The sequence below is a fragment of the Streptomyces prasinopilosus genome (assembly GCF_001419695.1).
Lineage (GTDB): Bacteria > Actinomycetota > Actinomycetes > Streptomycetales > Streptomycetaceae > Streptomyces > Streptomyces prasinopilosus.
Genome location: NZ_LIRG01000774.1, coordinates 1 through 3633 on the forward strand (window position 1 = coordinate 1; position 3633 = coordinate 3633).

The window sequence follows — 3633 nt, forward strand, 5'->3', positions numbered from 1 at the left end:
GAGCAGGCCCTGGCCGCCGGGCCGTCGTCGTACGAGGCGATGGCGGCGGCCGGGCTCCTGCTCCTGTCCGCGGCCGAACGCGCGCCCCACGACCCGGACGTCGCCGCGCTGGTGGCGGAGGGGATCACGGCACTGGAGGACGCCCTGCGCCCCTCCCACGGCGACGACGCCCCCCGACTCGCCTCCACCGTCCTCGGCACCCGCCTGCGACTGCGGGCCCAGCCGACCGCACCCAAGGAGCACTGACATGGCCCTGATCTCCATCGACCGCGAACGAGGCCTGCTGACCGCCGAGTTCCAGGGCCTCGACAAGCTGTGGACCTTCAGCAGCCGCCTGGAGATCCCCCTCGCCCATGTGCGCGGTGCGACGCACGACCCCGGCATCGCCCGCGAACCCAAGGGCATTCGGGTCGCCGGCACGTACTTCCCCGGACTGATCACCGCGGGCCGCTTCCGGCGCGACGGCGAACGCCTGTTCTGGGGCGTGAGGAACCCGGAGAAGGCGGTCGTCATCCAGCTCTCCGACGCCGAGCACTACGACCGGCTCATCCTCGAGGTCGACGACCCCCGCGCCACCGTCCAGCTCATCGAGCGGTCCGTCGCCCGCGGTTGAACGCCCGCGCGGGTGGCGGAACGCCGGCGCGGCGGAACACCGGCCGCCCGCCCGGACGTCCGTCCGGCACGCACCCGCAGGCCCCCGAACACCGCGGCGCCCCGACCGCGTTCAGCCGGTCGGGGCGCCGCACCGCAGGCCGGAGGGTCTCCCCTCCCCTGCTCCGGTAGGCCCTGTGGGACTCGAACCCACAACCAATGGATTAAAAGTCCACTGCTCTGCCAATTGAGCTAAGGGCCCCCAGGCGATGTCGCCCCCACGAGCATAGCGGGACGTGGGCGCGTGGTTGATCGGGTATCGGCGCGGCGGGCCCGGACGTGTTCCCTCCGCATGCGGCAGGGCCCGTACGACGGTGTCGTACGGGCCCTGTCACGTCAGTCCGGTGTGCCGGGATCAGCCGTTGCGCTTCCAGCGCGGCTTGTCCTCGCGGCGGCCGAAGGAACCGCCGCCGCGGTGCTCGTCACGACGGCCGTACGGGCGGTCGTGGGAGGCGCCGCCGGAGCGGAAGCCGGGACGCTCGCCCTGGCGGTCACGGTTGAACGGACGGTCGCTGCCCCGGTGGCCGGGACGCTCGCTCCGGTCGTCGCGGCGGAAGCCGGGACGGTCGCCGCGGTCACGGTCACGGTCGCGGTTGAAGCCGGCCCGGTCGTCACGACGCTCGAACGAACGGCCACCGCGGTCGCCGTCACGGCGGTCGTCACGGCGCTCGAAGGGACGGCCGCCGCGGTCGCCGCGGTCGTCACGGCGGAAGCCGCCACGGTCGCCACCGCGGTCGTCACGGCGCTCGAAGGAGCGGCCGCCACGGTCGCCGTCGCGGTTGAAACCACCGCGGTCGTCACGACGCTCGAACGAACGACTACCACGGTCGCCACCGCGGTCACCGCGGTCGTCACGGCGGAAGCCGCCACGGTCGCCACCGCGGTCACGGTCACGGTCGCGGTTGAAGCCGCCCCGGTCGTCACGACGCTCGAAGGAGCGACCACCACGGTCGCCGTCGCGGCGGTCGTCACGGCGGAAGCCGCCGCGGTCGCCGTCACGGCGGTCGGAGCGCTCGGTGTCGCGCGCGGTCTGCTGCTCCGGCAGCGAGACCTCGGCCTGGGCCGACGCCTCGGTGGCCGCCTCGGCCACCGCCGCCTCCGGGTCCTCGCCCCGCTCGCGGGCGGCCCTGGCGACCAGCCGGTCCGCCTCCTCCCGCAGTTCGGAGGCCCGGCGCTGCGTCCGCTCCAGTTCCCTGGTCAGCTGGGCGACCTCGCGCTCGGCCTGCTGGGCCGCCTTGCCCGCGGACTCGGCCTGGACCTCGGTCATCGACCGGGCGCCGGTGATCTCGGCGAGCTCCGGGTCGAAGGCCGCGCCGCCCTGGATGATGTGACGCGTGGCGTCCACGCCCGCGTCCTCCATCAGCCGGAAGATCTGGCGCCGCTGGTGCGGCAGGGACAGCGAGACGACGGTGCCGGTGCGGCCGGCCCGCGCCGTGCGGCCGGCCCGGTGCAGGTAGTCCTTGTGGTCGCCGGCCGGGTCCACGTTCAGCACCAGGTCGATGCCGTCGACGTGGATGCCGCGCGCGGCGACGTCCGTGGCGACCAGGACGTTGACGTAGCCGTCCTTGAAGTCGGCCAGCGTCCGCGTCCGCGCGCCCTGGGTCATGCCGCCGTGCAGCGCGTCGGCCTTGGCGCCCGCCTCGCGCAGCTGGTCGGCGACCCGGTCCGCGCCCAGCTGGGTGCGGACGAAGATGATGGTGCGGCCCTTGCGGGAGGCGATGGCCGCGGTGACCGGTGCCTTGTCCTTCGGCTTCACGACCAGGATGTGGTGCGACATCGTGGTGACGGCGCCCTGGGCGGCGTCGACCTCGTGGTGGACCGGGTCCTTCAGGTACCGGTCGACGAGGGTCTTGATCTCGTTCTCCATGGTCGCGGAGAACAGCATCCGCTGGCCGCCCGCCGGGATCTGGTCGAGCAGCTCGGTGACCTCGGGCAGGAAGCCCAGGTCGGACATCTGGTCGGCCTCGTCGAGGACGGCGATCTGCACGTTCTCCAGGGAGCACGCGCCGCGGTTGATGATGTCGCGCAGGCGGCCGGGGGTGGCGACCAGGACGTCGACACCGCGCTCGAGGGCGTAGATCTGGTTGCCCATGGAGGTGCCGCCGCAGACGACCTTCATCTTCAGCCCGAGGACGTCCCCGTACGGCTGGAGCGCGTCGGCCACCTGCATGGCGAGTTCACGCGTCGGCGTCAGGATGACGGCGCGCGGCTTGTGCTTCTCGGTCCGGCCGCCGGCCAGCGTCGTCAGGGTCGGCAGACCGAAGGAGAGGGTCTTGCCGGAGCCGGTGCGGCCGCGGCCGAGGATGTCCTTGCCGGCCAGGGCGTCCGGGATGGTCGCCGCTTGGATCGGGAAGGGGCTGGTCACGCCGTTCTGCGCGAGCTTGCGCACGACGCCCTCGGGGAGACCGAGGGTGGCGAAGGTGAGTTCGGGGGTGCTGTCCGCGCTGTCGCCGTCGTCGGCGGCGTCGGTGTCGACGTCCGCGATGTCGGTGTCCACGTCCGCGACGACGTCGGTGATGACGGCGGTGGTGGTGTCGGTGTCCTCGGTGTTCTCGGGCACGACGACGTGATCAGTACTGGCGATGGGCATACGAATGCGAAACCTTCCGGAGTCTCTTCGGCACGCGCCCGTCAACTCCGTGATTCGCAATTCGCAATATGACCGCCTCGATGCGGTCCACCACGGTAAGGGGAGAGTACGCGCCACACGGCGCGCTCTGCAGTGGCGCCGGGCAAATAGGATCAAACGATCTGCCACCATACGCACCCTGCACCCCCGAAAGCAAACCGCGAGGTCACACGGCGGCAGGAGGGGACGAGGTCACGCGACGGCGGGACGGAACGCGGGGCGGATCCTCAGACCGGCACCCCCGCCTCCGGCACGGGCTCCCGGTGCACCAGCTGGGTCTCCGGCGGCTCGTGCGCCGACGAGGACGGCTCCGCGGCCGTCGGCTCCGGCGGGGCCGAGGGCCGCGGAGCCGT

The 3633-nt window shown here is 72.8% G+C and carries 2 protein-coding genes, 1 tRNA gene and 1 pseudogene; 2 read left to right on the forward strand and 2 right to left on the reverse strand.

Annotation, left to right across the window (positions count from 1 at the left end):
• Window positions 1-246 (forward strand): annotated as a pseudogene (locus AOK18_RS26205) (TetR/AcrR family transcriptional regulator); the annotation flags it as partial.
• Window position 247: 1 nt separating this feature from the next.
• A complete protein-coding gene (locus AOK18_RS26210) occupies window positions 248-613 on the forward strand; it encodes a hypothetical protein (protein WP_055695949.1) in 366 nt (121 codons plus the stop codon).
• Window positions 614-780: 167 nt separating this feature from the next.
• Here the strand turns inward: AOK18_RS26210 and AOK18_RS26215 are convergent.
• Window positions 781-853, reverse strand: a tRNA-Lys gene (locus AOK18_RS26215).
• 153 nt (window positions 854-1006) lie between these two features.
• Window positions 1007-3241, reverse strand: coding sequence for a DEAD/DEAH box helicase (locus AOK18_RS26220; RefSeq protein ID WP_055695950.1), 2235 nt, complete (start codon window positions 3239-3241; stop codon window positions 1007-1009).
• Window positions 3242-3633 lie beyond the last annotated feature (392 nt).

Bases quoted from the DNA above. Each gene is read 5' to 3' on its own strand.
- AOK18_RS26210 (WP_055695949.1), top strand. From the start codon at position 248: ATGGCCCTGATCTCCATCGACCGCGAACGAGGCCTGCTGACCGCCGAG.
- AOK18_RS26220 (WP_055695950.1), bottom strand. From the start codon at position 3,241: ATGCCCATCGCCAGTACTGATCACGTCGTCGTGCCCGAGAACACCGAG.